Raw genomic sequence first — 18807 nt, forward strand, 5'->3', positions numbered from 1 at the left:
TGAAATGCGTATTCAAGAACTGTTTACACGTGACATAGCCCGGCCGATCAATGGTGTTGTCAAGGCTGACCAGCTAGATGAATCGTCCATCTGGCAAGAACTGGATGAATTCGTAGTAACAGAAGAGCTGTTGAAGCACTTCAAGAAATTCACAAAGTGGTATCTCGAGGCTAATGATCCCTCCGCGCGAACAACCAAGAGTGACAAAATTGGGATATGGATCTCCGGCTTCTTTGGTTCCGGTAAGTCACATTTCCTCAAGGTGCTCTCGTACCTTGTGCAAAATGGCGAGCACTCATTTGAAGGGCAGAGTAAAAGAGCCGTTGACTTCTTTGAGAGTAAGATCGGCGAGGCACTGTCGTTTGCTGACCTTCAGCTAGCAGTAAGGGGCCAATCAGACGTCATTCTCTTCAACATTGATAGCAAGGCTGATCATTCCAGCTCATCTGGAAGAGATCTAATTCTCAGGGTATTCCTCAAGGTGTTTAATGAACTCCAAGGTTATTGCAGCGATCACCCTCATATCGCGCACATGGAGCGGCATCTAGAGTCAAAGGGTTTGCTTGACACTTTTGTCCGAACTTACTCTGGCTATTCTACCGCAGGGTGGCGGGAAGATCGAGATGCCTATCAGTTCCATAGAGATGAAGTTGTGAAGGCCCTCAGCGAGACTCTTGGCCAAAGCATTCAATCTGCCGAAGCATGGGTAGACGGCGCCGAGAGCATATTCTCACTTACAGTCGAAAACTTTTGCAAATGGGTCAAGCATTACCTCGATTCAAAGGGGCCGCAGCATCGAATCCTGTTCTTGGCTGATGAGGTGGGGCAGTTTATTGGTAGCGATTCACATCTCATGCTCAATCTTCAAACTATTACAGAAGAACTCGGTACGATCTGCAAAGGTCGCGCATGGATTGTTGTTACTTCCCAAGAGGATATGGATTCAGTGCTTGGTGATTTGAGCAAATCGAAGAAACAGGACTTCTCAAAGATTCAAGGACGGTTCTTTCCTCCGCTTTCGCTTTCTAGCGCAAATGTTGATGAGGTCATACAGGCGCGACTCCTGGACAAACTCCCGGACGCAAGGCTGCGTCTTGTGCAAGAGTATGAGAAGTATGGCGACATACTTAAAAGTCAGCTGACTTTTGAGGAATGCGGCCTAACCTTTCGCAAGTACAAGGACGCTGAAGACTTCGTCAAGAACTATCCCTTCGCGCCATATCAGTTCCAGCTCATACAGAAGGTGTTCGAAGCGATTCGTAAGGCAGGGGCTACAGGTATGCACCTGGCTCGGGGTGAGAGATCGATGCTTGATGCTTTTCAATCGGCAGCCAAGTCAGTATCGGAAGAGCAAATAGGCGTGCTTGTTCCTCTCTATGACTTCTACCCATCGATAGAGAGCTTTCTAGACACGGCGGTAAAGAAGACAATAGATCAGGCGCATTCGAATCCGAGCCTGGAGCCGTTCGATGTTCACTTGCTGGAGGTGCTATTCCTCATTCGATATGTAGATGAAATGAAAGGCAACCTTGAAAATCTGACGACCCTCTGCCTTGCTGAGATTGATGGTGACAAACTGAAGCTGCGTCGAATGATTGAAGAGGGGCTTGGAAGACTGGAACGGGAAACATTGATCAGTAGAAGTGGTGACAACTATTCCTTCTTGACCAATGAAGAACGCGATATCAACAGAGCGATCAAGCAAGTTGATCTAAGTAGTGGTGATGAATCGAAACTACTTGGTGAGTTGATTTATCAGGATGTGCTGAAAGGCCAAAACAAGCATAGGTACTCTGTCAACAAGATGGACTTCCCCTTCAACTGTAAGTGTGACTCCCTACCGATTGGCGGCCAGAGAGATGGCGCACTCCTGCTATCAGTAGTCTCGCCATTGAGTGACGAGTACGAAATGTATGCGGAAAGCAAGGGTATACTTGACAGTACTTCAGATGGTGGAATCGTTTTACTTGTGCTTGACAATGATGAAAGTCTCGGACGCGAAGTAAGAACCTTGCTACAGACCGAACGATACATCTCTCGCAATAGTGATGGAACATTGCCCGAATCGACAAGGCGGATACTCCGAGACTGCGCAGATGACAACCGTGGCCGCCGTTCTCGTCTGGTTGGGACTCTCAATGACATGCTCACAGCCGCACGATACTATGTTGTAGGTACCCCACTCAAGTTGAAGACAACAACTCCAGCAGCGGCTCTATATGAATCAATGGAGTATCTCATCCAGAACTCGTTCAGTAAGATGAGACTGATATCGCGCTTCGCGGACGATCCACTAAAGGAGATTCAGGCCGTCATTCGCAGCAATGACGTAGGAAAGGAGATCTTACTTATTGAGCGAGGCGAAAACAATCCCGAGGCAATGGAGGAGATGCGTGATTACTTACGACTATGCAGCATGAGAAGCCAGCAGGTAGTGTTGCATGATCTTCTAGAAAAGCGATATGCATTACGGCCATTCGGGTGGCCCGAAGAGGAATCTCTATTGCTTATTGCTCGATTGTATGTTCTTGGAGAAGTAACGTTGATTATGGATTCCGCCCCGATACTCATTGATAGAGTGTATGAGGCTATCACGACGCCAGTCAAGCGAAGAAAGATTATCGTTCGACGTCGTGAAGCAGCAGATCCGAAGGTGATTCAGACTGCCAGAAATCTTGGCAATCAGTTGTTCGGTGAGATGGGGCCTGACGGTGAAGATGGCCTCACTTCATTTCTCAGCAAGAAGCTAGGTGAATGGCAGTTTACAATGCGAGGCTATAAGCATTACTCTGAAACCGGCAGATACCCGGGCGCTGATGATCTATCAACAAGTCTGGTTCTCATTGACCAACTCGTCTTGAATAGTGATAGCCGAAAGTTTCTCGAGAAGTTCAATGGCCTTGAGATTGGGCTATTGCACGCGAGTGAGTGTTTTCACAAGCTAGATCATTTCTTTAGGAAGCAGAAGCCGGCATGGGACAGACTTCGGAGCTCGTTTGAGTCCTTCAGAGTTAATCAACTAGAGCTCGAACGAGAAGTTGGATCACGGGAAGCACTAAAGAGAATGACCGATATTCTAGGCGATCCGCAGCCGTATAGCTTCGTTAAAGAAGCAGAGTCGTTGATAAGTGCCGTAAAGAGCGTCAATGATAGACTGCTAGATCAACGACGAGTTGATGTTGCCTCACTTGTCGGTACACAAATTGAGAGATTAGAGAAGGCTCTCAATGGGGCTTCTGTAGATGCAACTTTCAAGGCGGACCTCCTTGCACCGCTAAACATGCTCATTGCCCGTATCAAGAGTGAGGAGAGTCTGGCGCATCTCACACAATGTTCACAAGAGGCGACCAATGAATACGATGTGGCAATCAAGCAACTTGAAAGGCACCTTGAAGAGAAGGGAAGGCCAATCAAGAAACAGCGTGTTTTAGTCCCCGCAATTGTGTGGAAGTCAGGCTACATTGAAACGAATGCCGACATCGAGAAATTTCTTGAGCAACTACGCACCGAAATGGAGAGCGCCATTCTCATGGGCGAGCGCATAGAGATACGATAGATATCTGAACTGCTCTGAGCAGCTGGTCAGATACTTACCTCAACTCAACTCGCACGTAGAAGGAAGCCATGAACCGCCCAAGACTTAAGAGCTACGCCCCACAGGCACGAGTCGACTTCATCCAAGCGATGAAGGACCGTGCTGCGTACTATGGAATTACTGCGGACCACGTATCACCTGTGAAGGAACAGGGAGATGTTGTCGCGATCGCCGGTCAGTCGTATCCCATATCATTGGGACGGAAGCGTCAGAAGCTCGTAAAACGTATTGCCGAGAATGGGTACGAGCAGACGATGGAAGCCCTAGCGTACACGTGGTTCAACAGAATCGTTGCGATCCGTTACATGGAGTTGAAGGGCTATTTCGATCATGGCTATCGTGTTCTGAGCCATCCTGGAAAGAAGGATACTCCTGAGCTGTTGCAAGAAGCCGAAAATGTTAGTCTTCCAGGGTTGAAGGCCGAGACGATCATTGATCTGAAGATCGATGGTAGCAAAGAGGAAGAGCTTTATCGTATGCTTCTCGTTGCTCAATGCAACGCGCTCAATGAAGCAATGCCATTCCTGTTTACGCGTGTAGATGATGAAGCAGAATTGCTCTTGCCGAACAACTTGCTACATACGGATTCACTCATTCGCAAGCTGGTCGCCAATGTTGATGCGGAAGATTGTGAAAGCGTGGAAGTCCTCGGCTGGCTCTACCAGTTCTACATCTCCGAGCGGAAGGACCAGGTCATGGCCCGCAAGAGCGCCGTGCCCACCGAGGACATCCCCGCCGTCACCCAGCTCTTCACCCCGCACTGGATCGTCCGCTACCTCGTCGAAAACTCCCTCGGCCGGCTCTGGCTGCTCAATCGCCCCGGCTCCCGGCTGCGCGAGCACATGCCCTACTACATCGAGGGCGAAGCGGAGACCGACTTCCTCAAGATCACCAAGCCCGAGGAAATCCGCCTGTGCGATCCCGCCGTCGGCAGCGGGCACATGCTCACCTACGCCTTCGACCTGCTCACCCTCATCTACGAGGAGGAAGGCTACGCGCCCACCGAGATCCCCGCCCTCATCCTGCGGCACAATCTGTACGGGCTGGAGATCTGCCCCCGCGCCGCCCAGCTCGCCGAGCTGGCCCTCGTCTTCAAGGCCCGGGAAAAGTCCCGTCGCTTCTTCCAGCCGGAACACCTCGTCCGGCCCCACATCATCGAGCTGCGCGACGTGCGCTTCGCGGAAAACGAGCTGCGCGACTACATCCACGCCCTCGGGCTGGGCGACCTCTTCAATCAGCCCATGCTCCGGCTGCTCCACCAGTTCGAGGAGGCGAAGAACTTCGGCTCGCTCATCCAGCCGTGCCTCGACGAACGGGCCATCGCCGACGTCCGCCGCGCCATCGAGGCGAAGGACCTCGGCGGCCAGCTCTTCCTGCGCGAGACGCACCTCAAAGTCCTGCGCGTGCTCGAACAAGCCGAGGCGCTCACCCAGCGGTATCACGTCGTCGTGGCCAATCCGCCGTATATGGGGGCAAAGCGATGAATCGCACCCTAAAGCGGTTGCTCAGGGAATACTTCCCTGATGCAAGTCCGACCTCTTTGCAATGTTCATCCAGCGAGGCTTTCGCCTTGCGGTTCGGTGGCTATGTCGGAATGATCACAATGCAGAGCTGGATGTTCCTCTCCTCGTTCGGAGGCTCGAGAAAGCATTCCTGCTTAATCAGTTCCGTGTTGATCGTCTGCATTCACACCTTGGACGCGGCGTTTGATACAATCGGCGGTGGGTTGTTGCCTTTGTCATTTCAATAACGACACGGCAACTCACGCCCGTTCTTCCGGACTTATTCGAGCGACAAGTAGAGACGTGCAGACAAATGAGGAACTCAAGCAAAGCCTTCTTCGATACTGGGCATGGCTCCTTCTGAGTTCATCCGAGTTGCTTCGACTTCAGAATTCCCGGCAATCCCGATCGGATGTTGGCTAACAGACCATAGTTTCGGCAGGGTTTGAGAACGGAGTACCGCCTCGCAAACTGTTGCAGACGGCGGTCAGGGTTGCAACCAGGAGACAATGACCGATTTCTTCGACTTGGTTCGAGGTTCAAACGACAAGAAAGTTTGATTCCCGCACAATGCTCCGTGAAGCTCGCCAGTCAAGCCGAAATGGTTTCCTTACAACAAGGGCGGAACCTTTCGGAAGTGGTATGGGAACTGACTACGTCGTGAACTGGGAGGATGATGGCAGAAGAATTCGTAATTTCGGAAACATGGAAGCGCATGGTCCCTCGCAACCGAGGAGTATTATTTTCGACAGGTTTAACGTGGTACGCCTGACAGCATCGAACTCTTTCGGACGCTAGGTGGCGACCAAGGGTTGTATTTTCGATCAGCAATGCTCGATGTCTCTGTCTTCCGATAACGGCGACGACGTGAATTCTTATTCGCCTTACTAATTCAAACGTCGCCACGAGATACTTAGCCGTATCTTTGCCCGACATTCGCCTTTCAATCCCGGGACATGTAACAGTGCCGATGGTTCGCCTGGAAGAGCCCAGGCTGACTGTGGCGAAGTTATCGTTGGCAGTTGGTTACGTTAATCGCCCGTGCCGACTGGGACAACTTCGAGACCTCGTGGGACTTCCGCGACCAGCCGTTGCTGCGGCCGGGGCTGAAGGGCGCGACGCTGGAGGCGAGCTGGCGGAATTGGGAGGCGCAGAGCACCGCCGCCATCCGCCGGATGCAGGAGCTGGAGACGGAGAACAACCGGCTCTTCATCGCCGCCTACGGCCTCGACGGCGAGTTGCAACCCGAAGTGCCCGAAGAGCAAATCACCCTCGCCCGCGCTGACCAGCGCAAGGACGTGGCCGCCTTCCTCTCCTATGCCGTCGGCTGCATGATGGGCCGCTATTCCCTCGACCACCCCGGCCTCATTCTGGCCAACGCCGGGGACTCAGTTCGTGAGTTTCTGGAAAAAGTGGGCAAGCCTTTGGCCGAACTTACCTTCGCCCCCGACGAGGACGGGATCATCCCTGTGCTCGCTGGCGAGTGGTTCGACGATGACATCGTAGCCCGCACCCGCGAATTCCTCCGCGCCACTTTCGGCGAAGCCACGCTGAATGAGAACCTTGCATTCATTGAAGCCTCACTCGGAAAAGATCTGCGGAAGTACTTCCTTACTGACTTCTTCAAAGATCACTTGCAGACGTACAAGAAACGTCCGATCTATTGGATGGTCTCTAGTGGCAAGCAACGGGCATTCCAGCGTCTGATCTACATGCATCGCTACAATAGTGGGACATTGGCTCGAATGCGGACAGAGTATGTAATCCCCATGCAAGGCAGAATCGCTGCACGAATTGATCAACTTGAAGGTGACAAGGTTAAGGCCACAAGCACAAGCCATCGCAGCAAGTTGCAGAAGGAGCAGGATGAGCTCAAGAAGCAGCAACACGAACTACTGGCGTTCGATGAAAAACTCAAGCATGTTGTTGATCAGAAGATCACCATTGATCTCGATGACGGCGTCAAGGTGAACTACGGGAAGTTCGGCGACCTGCTTGCTGAGACCAAGGCCATCACAGGCGGAAAGGAAGACGAATGATCGATGTAACGCATATCAGATCTGCCTTGGATCGAATCTACAACAACGAACAGTGTCGCATTGTTTTCTGGAACGATCCAAAGTGTGAGTTTGAAGATAGCCTATCCGATGTGGTGCTAGACGGAGTTACGACGCTTCGGCTGGATGAGATTGGTTCACTTGAGTTGAAGATCCGCATAGAGAGGTTGGAGCCTGATGGCAAGTTCCTGCTGTATGCTCCTTTTGAAGAACCAGACTATGACGATGATTGGCTGTTAGACACTAGACTGTACAGCCGCAGCTTTAGAGCTGATCGGGCAAGCATTGTGCTGCAAGATCTTGGTCTGCTGAACTTGGATCTGCGAGGTCATCTTGATGAGCGAGGAAAGTTTTTTGATGCCGTTGAACGTGTAGCGAAACTCAAGAGTATCGTCTCTCCTGAAGATTCTGCATCCGACCTTGATCGGAAGATGATCACTGTTCTTGTCAAAGCAGAGCAACCAGATATTCATGACATAGTGAACACTCTGTTTCATTCATGGGTCGAGATAAGTTGTGACGCTGACTTGGATCGTGCACCGGCCTTATGGACCCAAGTTGAGAAGTTTGGACTGGATGGCCCTTTCTGGACCATGGTTCGGAACGCGTATGGCTACGAAGAAGTAAATCCAACCCTGAAGAATCTTCTTATTCGACTACTTACTTCTGATTTTGCATATCAACTCAGATGCGACGTCCCGGCATCTCTCGGTGGACTACTTCTTCCAAGTGCAAGCGTGCCGAACGCCGTAGTCGCATTAGCTTCGTGGCGTGACAGCATCAGTCGGGTGAGTAGCTATGATGTACTGTCTGCTGAAGTAGGTAGGATCATAGATGTTGAAAAGCATTTGAATACTATTGAGATAGAGCACCTCGATTTGGTGAACACCTTTCTGGATGTTGAGAAGTACATCACTACAGGCCTCAAAGATCGAATCATAGATACCGCCGAAGTGATCAACGTTAATGATGTTCTTGCCGTTGCTACTCGCCGACAGAATGGGCATTGGGTGTCATTGTCTAAGCCCGACTCAGTAGCAGTGCCCCGGCAAACTCTATATGCCATCTACGTCCGCATCGGAGATGTATTCCGCATATGAGAGTGAACTCTATCAATTCGATCAACTCTATCGCCAGTTCTGTGAAGGGGCTGATCGTGCTGAATCAAGGTCGTGGGACGTTCTGAAACTCTTGCGCAGTGATATCGAAGACCGCTACTCAAAGTGGTATCTGCTGGAGCTTGCTTTGGCCTGGGGCAAATTCATTGAACAGCCAAATGGCCTTCTGAATAAGTGGGGTGTTGAGAGCGTCTCTAATCAGTATCGCTTCTATGATCACCACATACGCCCGTGGTTGGACGCGGGTGACACTCGCCGTTCGTTTGTCATTATAAGCGACGCATTCCGGTATGAAGCAGCTCAAGAACTTGTTACTGTGCTCAACGGCAAATATCGATTTGCTGCAGAATTGTCTTCTCAACTGGGTGTCTTGCCATCGTACACGGCCTTGGGAATGGCAAGCCTGTTGCCTCACACTCACTTGTCGTTTGCAGGTTCAGACATTATGGTAGATGGGAAGTCTAGCATCGCCAGCGAGAGAAACAACGTCCTCCTCTCTGTGAATGGTATCGCCTGTAAGTATAGTGACCTCATTGCGCTTAAGAAGGATGAAGGACGTGCATTCATTAAGGATCAACGTGTTGTGTATATCTATCACGATACCGTAGATGCAATCGGGGATGACGGGAAAACAGAAGGCCGAACCTTCGAAGCAGTGCGAACCGCAATAGATGAGCTCAGTGCCATGGTAAACTATATCGTGAATAGTCTTAATGGCAGCAATATCGTGATCACGGCTGATCATGGCTTCATGTATACTGAGTCTGGTAGGGTTGCTACTGACAAGAGCAAGTTGAATGAGAAGTACGATAACGCGATCGTCACAAAGAAGCGCTATGTCATTGGACCATCTCTCCCGGTCCATGAAGCTGCTTGGCATGGGACACTGCGTACGACTGCTGGCGTGGATAGCGACCTAGAGTTTCTGATTCCCAAAGGGGCGAATCTGTTCCACTTCGTTGGTGGGGCACGCTTCTACCATGGTGGGGCTATGCTACAAGAGATCGTAGTGCCAATTGTTACCGTCAAACACATACGTGGTAAGGCGGCAGAAGGCACGAGAGTTAAGACAGCGTCTATTCACATCCAAGGTGCAAATCATAGGATTACAGCGAATCGGCATCGGTTCCAGTTTATCCAAACTGAAGCGGTGAGCGAGCGGGTAAAGGCAGCGACGGTAAAGGTGGCAATATACTGTGGCAATGAGATCGTGTCTGATCTGCAAACAGTTAAGTTTGAGAGTGCCTCGGAAGCTATAAGCGACCGGACGACGTGGGTGAGCCTCGTACTCAAGGATAGAAAGTATGATAAGAGGATCCCATGCCGACTCATTGTCCTCGATGCAGAGACTGGTGTTGAACAACTTAGTGTTGAAGTAATTATCGATCGGGCATTCTCAGATGACTTCTGACCAAGGGGCTACAGCATCAGACATTGACGTGCTACTCAATCAGCATTTTGCTGGGAGGGTGGTTCGTAAAGACTTGACGAAACTTGTTAAAGAAGGTGCGAACGTACCAGTCTATGTGCTCGAGTACTTGCTTGGTTCCTACTGTGCATCAAATGATGATGAAGTGATATCCGAAGGTCTTAAGACCGTTAAGAAGATCTTGTCCGAGAACTATGTAAGACCGGATGAAGCTGAGAAGGTAAAGTCAACAATTCGTGAGCGAGGCAGCCTCAAGCTTATCGACAAGGTGACTGTTACGTTGAACGAAAAGCGAGATGTCTACGAAGCACTTCTGAGCAACCTCGGAGTGAAAGGCATTGAGGTTAGTAGCACCATTGTTAAGCAGTACGAGAAGCTGCTGGTTGGTGGGATCTGGTGTATCGTAAATCTAGAGTACTTCTATGAAGAGTCACAGAAAGGTTCGCCGTTCATTCTGAGTGACTTGAAGCCAATTCAAATGCCGAACATGGATCTTGACGAGTTATTCCGTGGCCGACGAGCATTTACAGAGGAGCAGTGGATAGACGTTCTTCTTCGATCCACTGGGATGGAACCGACGAACTTTGATGAGAGAGTAAAGTGGCACTTGTTAACACGGATGATCCCACTTGTAGAAAATAACTACAATCTGGCCGAGCTTGGGCCAAGGGGTACAGGGAAGAGTCACATCTATAAAGAGATCAGTCCAAACAGCATCCTTGTCTCAGGTGGCCAAACAACCGTTGCCAATTTGTTTTACAACATGGCTCGACGTCAGGTCGGATTGGTTGGAGTGTGGGACGTTGTAGCCTTTGATGAGGTGGCGGGCATCTCCTTTAAGGATAAAGACGGCGTTCAGATCATGAAGGACTACATGGCTTCAGGGTCGTTCTCTCGTGGGAGGGACTCCATCAATGCCTATGCCTCCATGGTGTTTGTTGGCAATATCAATCAGCCTGTTGATACTCTGGTAAAGACGAGTCACCTCTTCGCCCCTTTCCCAGAAGCAATGATCGATGCGGCGTTCTTTGATCGCTTCCATGCCTACCTCCCTGGATGGGAGATACCGAAGATGCGCCCAGAGTTTTTCACGAATCAGTATGGCATGATCGTGGATTACCTTGCTGAATGGCTGCGTGAAATGCGCAAGAGGAACTTTGGCGATGCGATCAACAAGTATTTCAAGCTCGGCAGAGACCTAAATCAACGAGATACCATTGCCGTAAAGCACACGGTATCGGGCTTGTTGAAACTGCTCTACCCCAACGAAGAGTATGATAAAGAGGCAGTCCGACGCTGTCTAGAGTATGCACTCGAATCACGCAGGCGTGTCAAGGAACAGCTCAAGAAGATCGGTGGAATGGAGTTCTACGAAGTGCACTTCTCGTATATCGACGTCGACACCATGGAAGAAAGGTTCATTAGTGTTCCGGAACAAGGTGGTGGTTCGCTGATTCCCGACGGGCCGTTGAATCCTGGAACGATGCACACAGTAGCAACAGGTGGCTCCGGATCACACCTCGGGTTATATAGAATTGAAACGCAGGTTACTGCCGGGAACGGCGCATTGAAGTTGTCCGGCCTGGGTTCAAACACAGCAGCTAAGGAAGCAGTCAAGGTTGGCTTTGACTACTTCAGAGCAAATGGGAGTCGCATCAGTGCCTCTATCAAGCCAGGCGATCATGACTACCATCTCCACGTGGTTGAGCTTCACAACACCGGCCCTACCGCCTCCCTCACCCTTGCGTCATTTGTCGTGTTATGCTCAGCTGTCTTTGGAAAGCCAATTCAGCCACAGATGGTTGTCTTAGGAAGCATGAGCCTCGGAGGAAACATCATCCCAGTTGAGAATCTCGCGGAAGCATTGCAGGTAGCATTTGATGCTGGAGCAAAGCGCATTCTCTTGCCAATGGCAAGCGTATAGGACATACCAACAATCCCCGGCGAGTTGTTTGCGAGATTTCAAACTGGATTCTATGCTGACCCCTTTCGACGCTGTTTTCAAGGCGTTGGGTGTGCAGTAATTTATCTAGGCGGCAGATTGGAGAATCCGCGTTGTGTGATCACCCAATTCCGCATAAGAGTTGCCACCTGATATTGTACTCAAGCGCAGAGGCAGTTGAAATCTAGCATTGCACGTTGAAGAATCGTACTCTACTTTGCCCGGTGATCTGCTGCCTGAGGAATGATGTGGTCAACGTGAGCGGAATATCCAGCTAAAGATATCGATTAACAAACACGCAGGGCGCTAAATGGACGCGGATATTGCAAAACACGAGCTGGAACCAAATAGCCTTGACCATATTTTGGCGGTGTTAAACTCGACGGTCGGGGAGATTCCTTTAGCGGGTCCGCTAATGCAGTTAGCACTCGGACAGATACCTGGCCAGCGTATTGATCGAATTGCCAAGTACGTCGTGACACTTGAATCGAGATTGGCGGTTCTCGAAGCCCATTTTCTAAGCGGTAGAATGGTGGATCCATATATGGCGGACGTCTTTGAGGAAGGTTTGCGACAAGCGGTAAACTCTCTTTCGGACGAGAGACGAGAGTACATTGCATCACTAGTTGCCAATTCGCTAAGCGATACAGATATGTCGTCCCAAGAGAGCCGATTCCTTCTCGATCTACTAGGGAAGATCAGCGACATGGAAGTCTTGATACTTCTTAGCTATACGTTTGGCATCGGACAGGGCGATGAATTCTACGATACTCATAAGCCGATGCTGGACCGTGCCTCGACATACGTCTCTTCGCCTAAAGAAGCGCACGACGTTGCTACAATTCATCGAGGAATGAGGCAACATCTCGAGGAGTTGAAGCTTCTAGAGGTCGATGTTCCCGATTTTAAAGGCGGTACGCCATCCTCTTTAAGGAAGGAGATGAAAGGCGTCTTGCATCCTGACAAGTTCAAGATCTCGAGGCTGGGTAAACTCCTCATTGAGAAAATCGGGTTGACATCGCAGTAAGGCTGCTGTGTGGAACGCCTTTATAGAACCAAGGGTAACTCCCTCAACACTGGAAGCTTCGCTTGCGTTGTCCGCATAATACCGCTGGTAACTGACCACCGGATCCATTGGCGTACTGATTTACCAAACCCAACATTGGATTGCAGTTGCTATGGTGTAGGAGTACGATCTCTAGTGGCTACGGCAACAAGGCTTGTGTTGGTCACGACAGGCGGAATCTCCACGCTTGAACTAAAACACCAAACATCAGCCAGAGTGGAGATTCCGCGTAAAGTGACCACCTAAATCCGCAGCAAAGTGACCACCGAATTCCGCGTCAAAGTGACCACCGGAATCCGCGTCAAAGTGACCACTGAAGTCCGCGTCAAAGTGACCAGTGGCGATGGGGTGAAAAAGTGCTGATATCGGTCGTCTTGATCGGTTGATTTTGAGAACAACATTGTTCACAACATCAGAACCGATCATGGCAAATACACCGATCGACATGAACAAACTCCGAAGAGTCCTAAAGCTGCACTTCCTTGGGAAGAATAAGCTTCAGATCACGGCCTCCACGGGCCTGTCTCGCAATACGGTTCGCAAGTACCTGGCCCTGCAGCGAGACCTGGCCATCACCTGGAGCGACGTGTTGCTCAAGAGCGACAAAGAACTTGATGATCTGTTTTGCGTCAAGCCTGCAGAGCCCGAGGGCGAGCGCTTGGCTGTTCTCCGCGAGTACTTTGTCCGGCACGACAGACGCCTTGCACAGCGGGGAATGACGCTGCGGCGTCACTATGATACCTATGCCGCGCTGCACCCCGATGGCTACCGCAAGACGGCATTCTACCGGCACTACTACCAGTGGAAGAGGCGCGTGGCGGTCAGCATGCATATCGTGCACAAGGCCGGTGATAGGATGTACGTGGACTTCACGGGTGAGAAGCTCAGCTACTGCGACGCCGATACGGGCCAGATCCTGACAGCAGAGGTCTTCGTTGCGATTCTGGGTGCGAGCCAGTTGACGTATGTCGAGGCCACGCCATCGCAGCGCGTGGAGGATTTCATCGGCTGCTGCCAGAGATCGCTGCACTTCTTCGGAGGTGCTCCCAATGCCATAGTGCCCGACAATCTCAAATCGGCGGTCATCAAGAGCAATCGTTACGAGCCGCAGCTCAACGAGAACTTTGAGGGCTTTGCCGATCATTACAGCATGGCAGCACTTCCGGCCCGCGCCTACAAGCCAAAGGACAAGGCTCTTGTTGAAGGCGCCGTCAAGATCATCTACACGACGATCTTTGCGTCGATGCCGCGGCATCCGCCGCCGAGCCTTGAGGCTCTCAATGATGCGATCTGGGAGCTCCTGAAGAAGCATAACAGCGACCACTTCAAAGGGCGCACCTACTCACGCATGGATCAGTTCATCGAGATGGAGCAGCAGGCCCTACAGCCACTACCGGAACAACTCTATGAACTCAGGCACTCGGTTCAAGCCACGGCGCTTAAGAACGGGCACGTGTGCCTGAGCCCGGACAAGCACTTCTACAGCGTGCCGTGCGCTCTCGTAGGCAAGAAACTGCGCTTGCTCTACAGCTCCTCAACGGTGGAAGTGTTCTACAAGTACGAGCTCGTTGCCACCCACCGGCGCGTGAGATCACCTCACGGCTACAGTACCCTCAAAGAACACATGCCTGCCGGACATCAGGCCCTAGAGGCTTGGAGTGCTGAGTACTTTCTGGAGAAGGCATCGGCCATTGCTCCTGAAGTAGAAGCCTACATCAGGCAAGTACTGCACCGGCGCAACTACCCGGCGCTGGCCTATAAGTCGTGCCAGGGCATTCTCTTACTCTCCCGTTCGGTGGGACCCCAGAGGCTGGCCAAGGCCTGCCGCCGCGCAGACTCCTTTGAGCTCTACAGCTTCCGCGTTGTAGAAGACATCCTTAAGCGAAGACTCGATGATGACGATGCTCACCAGGAAGATCTTCAAATGCCACGTCATGAAAACATACGAGGCAAGCAGTACTACCAACAGTCCAATGATGAATCACTATTAACTGGAGAAGGTCATGAATGAAGGATCCAACGCCTCTACACTCGAGAAGATCAAGGCCATGAAGCTGCACGGAATGTCGCGTGCCTTTACCGCGAGTCTGCAGGTTGGCCGGCCACAGGAGGAAACATGGGACGAGTTTCTTGCAGCCATCATCAACGCCGAATGGGACGACCGCTGCAACCGCAAGCAGGAGCGCGGTGTTAAGAACGCCCGGTTTCGCTATAAGGCCATGGTTGAGCAGATCAGCTTTGCCGGTCCCAGGCAGCAGTTCAAGAACCAGATCTTGCGCCTTGCCGACTGCGCCTTTATCAGTAAGAACGAAAACGTCCTGATCACCGGCAGCACAGGCATCGGCAAGAGCTTTGTGGCTTCAGCCATCGGTCATCAGGCGTGCGCGCTCGGTTTCAGAGTCCTCTACGAGCACAGCACCAAGCTCTTCTCCCGTCTGAAGATGGCCAAGGTCGACGGCTCATACGCGCGGGAACTCATCAAAATGGAAAAGCAGGATCTGCTGATCATCGATGACTTCGGAATGCAGCCACTTGATCAACAGAGCAGGGCATTCCTCATGGAGATCATCGAAGACCGCCACGGTAAGAGATCGACCATGTTTACCTCACAAGTACCGGTTAACAACTGGTACGAGATCATCGGCGAACAAACCATTGCCGATGCTATCTTAGACCGTATCATTCACGACGCTCATCGCCTGGAACTTACCGGCGATTCCCTCAGAAAACGTAAGCCGAATACAGCCCCCGAAACGATCGAATAATCACACCCTTTTTCATGAACCGCCACGACCAATATCACATCAACTTTTCGACCCAAAACACCATCAACTTTTGGTGGTCACTTTAACGCGGAATTTGGTGGTGGGGGGGGGGGGGGGGGGGGGGGGGGGGGGGGGGGGGGGGGGGGGGGGGGGGGGGGGGGGGGGGGGGGGGGGGGGGGGGGGGGGGGGGGGGGGGGGGGGGGGGGGGGGGGGGGGGGGGGGGGGGGGGGGGGGGGGGGGGGGGGGGGGGGGGGGGGGGGGGGGGGGGGGGGGGGGGGGGGGGGGGGGGGGGGGGGGGGGGGGGGGGGGGGGGGGGGGGGGGGGGGGGGGGGGGGGGGGGGGGGGGGGGGGGGGGGGGGGGGGGGGGGGGGGGGGGGGGGGGGGGGGGGGGGGGGGGGGGGGGGGGGGGGGGGGGGGGGGGGGGGGGGGGGGGGGGGGGGGGGGGGGGGGGGGGGGGGGGGGGGGGGGGGGGGGGGGGGGGGGGGGGGGGGGGGGGGGGGGGGGGGGGGGGGGGGGGGGGGGGGGGGGGGGGGGGGGGGGGGGGGGGGGGGGGGGGGGGGGGGGGGGGGGGGGGGGGGGGGGGGGCACATTTGTGCGGAATTTCCACCCGTGGGCGGGGGTGTGGGCAGGCGTACACATATGGCAGGTATGCAACCGATTTGGTGCATACATAGCGACTCCAGCTGGCCCCGGTGCCGCGACCGGCACTCCTCAATGTCCGGCCCCACCACAACCCAACGGCACGTGCTATTCAGTGTGTTCCGGCTAATTTCAGAAAAACTAATGTGTGGTGCGTCTTTACGGCGCACCACACATGCGTTTGCGAAATGACTACTAGCGAGGCTTCAAATGAAGGCATCTATGCATTGCATGTTCTCTGTTACACTGCTCTGGTTGGTCTGCACCTTGCTAACACCAGTAACTCTCGTTGCTCAGATTAGTATAGGAACATACACAGTCGATTCGACCGTGCGCCATCTTGTTCTACCATGGCAAGCTAAAATTACATCAACCAATTGGCGTTCATCGTCCACACTCAGAACAGTGTATCTTTCCAGTGGCGGGCGCTGGAGGAATGACGGCGCAAATGGCGCTTTTCAATTCACTTCAAATGTAGTGCCCCCTCACAGTGAATCGAGGTTTGATTCATTTTCCGAAACCACCTACATCGTATCGAATGATTCCGTCTATCGTGTCAAGAACGACATAGTTTCGGCTGTTGGAAAGTTGCCTTTCATCCCTCAGAGTCTAGTGCATGCTTGGGACAATCGATTATTGTTCTTACAGAACAACAATCTTATTGAGTGCAATACTGACAACAATCCTACAGAACTTGATACTCTTCTTATTGATGTTCAACAAATGTCGTGCTTCGACAATGTTGCCTATGTGGAAACACAATCAGGTGTGCTGCGTTTAGATATTACAACCCATTCTAAACAACCTTTCGCGTCGATTCCAGGTGCGACATTGTTGACCGCGGATGACAGTAGTGTATTTTTTGTCAGTGATTCCTCTTTGTACATCGCAAGAGGTGAGGTGGTTGTTGACACAATTGCTCTATCATTTCGTCACTCAGCTTACTCAGCTGTAACGGATGGTAAGAGATTACTTGTGTTGGGAAAAGATTCTACTGCAGCTACGGCTTCCTATTCAATTACTTTGAGTAGCGGTACCATCGCTTACTCGGGAACGCTCAGATTGAAGTCACCTCAACTGGAATCCCCAGGGAGCGGTTCGGAAGTTGTTGCGATTGGTTCAACCTCGGGGTTCGTGGTTTACAACATCGCAAACGATCAATATCGTGTGTCCATGGATTATCAGCACTATGAGCACAACGTCACAGCAATAGTGAATGTATCTTCAAATCAGCTGCGGGTAGCGGGAGTTGCAACGGGGCCAACACTAGGTATTTCTTCAGAGAAGGTCGCTGTGTTTATTCACTTTGACCTCGATAGAATGCAAGTATCGGATGTCTTTTACATCACGCTTGCGCCAGATGAGTACTACCAGCCGACAACGCTATCAGATTCCAGTGTGCTTTGCTTCACAACGAGCAAAAGAGTGTTTGCATTCAGTGATATCGTTCAGGAGGTTGTCCAGAGCAATGATGTGATTGTTGCCGCTGCAATTCACGACGATACTGTTTACTATTCAACGCCTAGAGGGCTGTTTCAAACCAACCGAAGTTCAGAACCACCACAACAGATCTACAGCACGGAATCCTCAAGTTTTGCTGTGGTCTCGATTTCAGTTAGCGAACAAGGTGTCATTGTTTCTGAAAGCATGCCTGGCACACCACCCACTCGTAAGCACAGTATTGTCGTCAAAGGGTCTGCTAAGGAAATCCCGGTGCCAACGGCTTCACAATTTGTAGCCTGTATTCCGTTAGATACTACACTCATTTTGACAGGTCGTTATTTCGAAGGGCCATCTCCTCGGCAGCGTTTCAAGATAGGTCAGTTACTTCAAAACGCCTTTCAAGAGAATGAAACATTTGAGGTCAACACCGGCGTTGATATCGAGAGTTATTATCGTGACACAATCACGGGTTGTGCCTTTCCTTGGGGCATATTCATTTACGACAATCAATCAAAACAGTCTGTATTGTACTCACCTACAACCTCACTTGCAGAACCATTTCTTGCGTGTAGTCGACCCCGCGGAGGACGCATATGGGCGGTAGCAAACGACGCAGATTCCCCTAGGCTTTACCAATTAACATTGCCCACGGTTACAAGTGTTGAAACTGACTGGAGTAAAAATGCGCCGTTGAAGATTGTTTTGGATGATAATGACATTCAAGTTCTGAACGGTAGCCAAAACGTCTCGTTCTCAATCGACAATTGGTCGTATGATGGTAGAGTTATTGCTCGTAGTGTAGTTAATGATTGGTATGCGACTGACCAAATTCCAATTGGATCGTTTGTAACCGTCAAGGTACAAGAGCAAATAGTCGCCCTGCTTACAAAGGCCCGTGACGGCCAATTGTATGTGCATGAATACTCCAGTTCTCGATGCAGTCGGATTAGGGCAAGATAGAGAGCTAGGTTCGAATGTTGTGGATGAGTTTTTCTGGTGGAGATTCCGCCCGCGTTGACCACATCATTCCACATGTAGCAGACCACCGCATTTAATGGTATGCTGACTTGCTAAACCCAATTCAAGATTGCAGTTGCCAAGGAGTTGGAGTACGATCTCAAGTAGTCACGGCGAGGCGGATTGTGTTGGTCAAGACTGGCGGAATCTCAAATAATCAGCCATTTGTCCAATGCCGACCAAAGGGGGGTCAGTATCTGCCGGAATGTCATTAGTCATCTCACTCAAGGGGGT

At 51.7% G+C, this 18807-nt stretch carries 9 protein-coding genes and 1 pseudogene; all 10 read left to right on the forward strand.

Features of this window, described 5'->3' with window-relative positions; genetic code table 11:
* Positions 1–4: 4 nt before the first annotated feature.
* The 10 genes and pseudogenes from brxC to IPI29_14350 all read left to right on the forward strand — a co-directional run bounded on the left by brxC (position 5) and on the right by IPI29_14350 (position 18516).
* Complete coding sequence (gene brxC, locus IPI29_14305; GenBank protein MBK7413718.1) at positions 5–3556, forward strand: BREX system P-loop protein BrxC; 3552 nt, start codon at positions 5–7, stop codon at positions 3554–3556.
* 68 nt (positions 3557–3624) lie between these two features.
* Positions 3625–5079, forward strand: coding sequence for a BREX-1 system adenine-specific DNA-methyltransferase PglX (gene pglX, locus IPI29_14310; GenBank protein MBK7413719.1), 1455 nt, complete (start codon positions 3625–3627; stop codon positions 5077–5079).
* A gap of 1040 nt (positions 5080–6119) precedes the next feature.
* Positions 6120–7136, forward strand: a complete 1017-nt coding sequence (locus IPI29_14315; GenBank protein MBK7413720.1) for a hypothetical protein — start codon at positions 6120–6122, stop codon at positions 7134–7136.
* Positions 7133–8254 carry a hypothetical protein gene (locus IPI29_14320; protein ID MBK7413721.1) on the forward strand — a complete coding sequence of 374 codons (1122 nt, stop codon included), beginning with the start codon at positions 7133–7135 and terminating at the stop codon, positions 8252–8254. The genes IPI29_14315 and IPI29_14320 overlap by 4 nt, the downstream gene beginning before the upstream one ends.
* Positions 8214–9683, forward strand: a complete 1470-nt coding sequence (pglZ, locus tag IPI29_14325; GenBank protein ID MBK7413722.1) for a BREX-1 system phosphatase PglZ type A — start codon at positions 8214–8216, stop codon at positions 9681–9683. The genes IPI29_14320 and pglZ overlap by 41 nt, the downstream gene beginning before the upstream one ends.
* Positions 9673–11796: pseudogene (brxL, locus tag IPI29_14330) on the forward strand (protease Lon-related BREX system protein BrxL). Before pglZ ends, brxL begins: the two are co-directional and overlap by 11 nt.
* Positions 11797–11953: 157 nt before the next feature.
* On the forward strand, positions 11954–12670 hold the full coding sequence (locus tag IPI29_14335) for a hypothetical protein (GenBank protein ID MBK7413723.1): 717 nt from the start codon (positions 11954–11956) through the stop codon (positions 12668–12670).
* A gap of 511 nt (positions 12671–13181) precedes the next feature.
* Positions 13182–14720 carry an IS21 family transposase gene (locus IPI29_14340; protein ID MBK7413724.1) on the forward strand — a complete coding sequence of 513 codons (1539 nt, stop codon included), beginning with the start codon at positions 13182–13184 and terminating at the stop codon, positions 14718–14720.
* Entirely contained in the window at positions 14713–15474 is a 762-nt protein-coding gene (locus tag IPI29_14345; protein MBK7413725.1) for an ATP-binding protein, read from the forward strand. The genes IPI29_14340 and IPI29_14345 overlap by 8 nt, the downstream gene beginning before the upstream one ends.
* An 870-nt stretch (positions 15475–16344) precedes the next feature.
* Positions 16345–18516, forward strand: a complete 2172-nt coding sequence (locus tag IPI29_14350) for a hypothetical protein (protein ID MBK7413726.1) — start codon at positions 16345–16347, stop codon at positions 18514–18516.
* Positions 18517–18807: the final 291 nt, after the last annotated feature.

It is taken from the genome of Ignavibacteria bacterium (genome assembly GCA_016707005.1).
Lineage (GTDB): Bacteria > Bacteroidota > Ignavibacteria > Kapaibacteriales > Kapaibacteriaceae > UBA10438.

Coding starts and splice junctions, on each gene's coding strand:
- brxC (MBK7413718.1), top strand. CDS start 5: ATGCGTATTCAAGAACTGTTTACACGTGACATAGCCCGGCCGATCAAT.
- IPI29_14320 (MBK7413721.1), top strand. CDS start 7,133: ATGATCGATGTAACGCATATCAGATCTGCCTTGGATCGAATCTACAAC.
- pglZ (MBK7413722.1), top strand. CDS start 8,214: ATGCCATCTACGTCCGCATCGGAGATGTATTCCGCATATGAGAGTGAA.
- IPI29_14335 (MBK7413723.1), top strand. CDS start 11,954: ATGGACGCGGATATTGCAAAACACGAGCTGGAACCAAATAGCCTTGAC.
- IPI29_14350 (MBK7413726.1), top strand. CDS start 16,345: ATGTTCTCTGTTACACTGCTCTGGTTGGTCTGCACCTTGCTAACACCA.
- pglX (MBK7413719.1), top strand. CDS start 3,625: ATGAACCGCCCAAGACTTAAGAGCTACGCCCCACAGGCACGAGTCGAC.
- IPI29_14345 (MBK7413725.1), top strand. CDS start 14,713: ATGAATGAAGGATCCAACGCCTCTACACTCGAGAAGATCAAGGCCATG.